At 70.2% G+C, this 272-nt stretch carries 1 protein-coding gene; it reads right to left on the reverse strand.

Features of this window, described 5'->3' with window-relative positions; all coding sequences use genetic code 11:
* Nucleotides 1–272 (reverse strand): hypothetical protein (locus WU80_RS25065; protein WP_156349811.1); only part of this gene is annotated, 272 nt, incomplete at both ends.

Consider the following 272-nt stretch of genomic DNA (forward strand, 5'->3'; position numbering starts at 1 on the left):
TCGGGTGTGGTCAGCTCGTTGGTGAGGTAGCGCAGCAGTCCGTAGGTCAGCGGGTGGGGCAGGGCGCGTAGTTGTTCCTTGGCGGCCTTGATGATTGGGCCCAGCGCGGGATCGCCGGCGGCGACGCGCGACCAGCCCGGCCCGGCCACCGACAGCGCGACCGGGTATTTGGTGGTGAACCAGCCCACCGTGCGGGACAGGTCCACGTCGCGGGACAGTTCGTCGTGGCGGCCATGCCCCTCGACGTCGATGCCGATCGCTTCGCCGGTGCC

Origin of the sequence: Mycobacterium sp. UM_11 (assembly GCF_001414075.1) — a bacterium.
Classification (GTDB): Bacteria; Actinomycetota; Actinomycetes; order Mycobacteriales; family Mycobacteriaceae; genus Mycobacterium.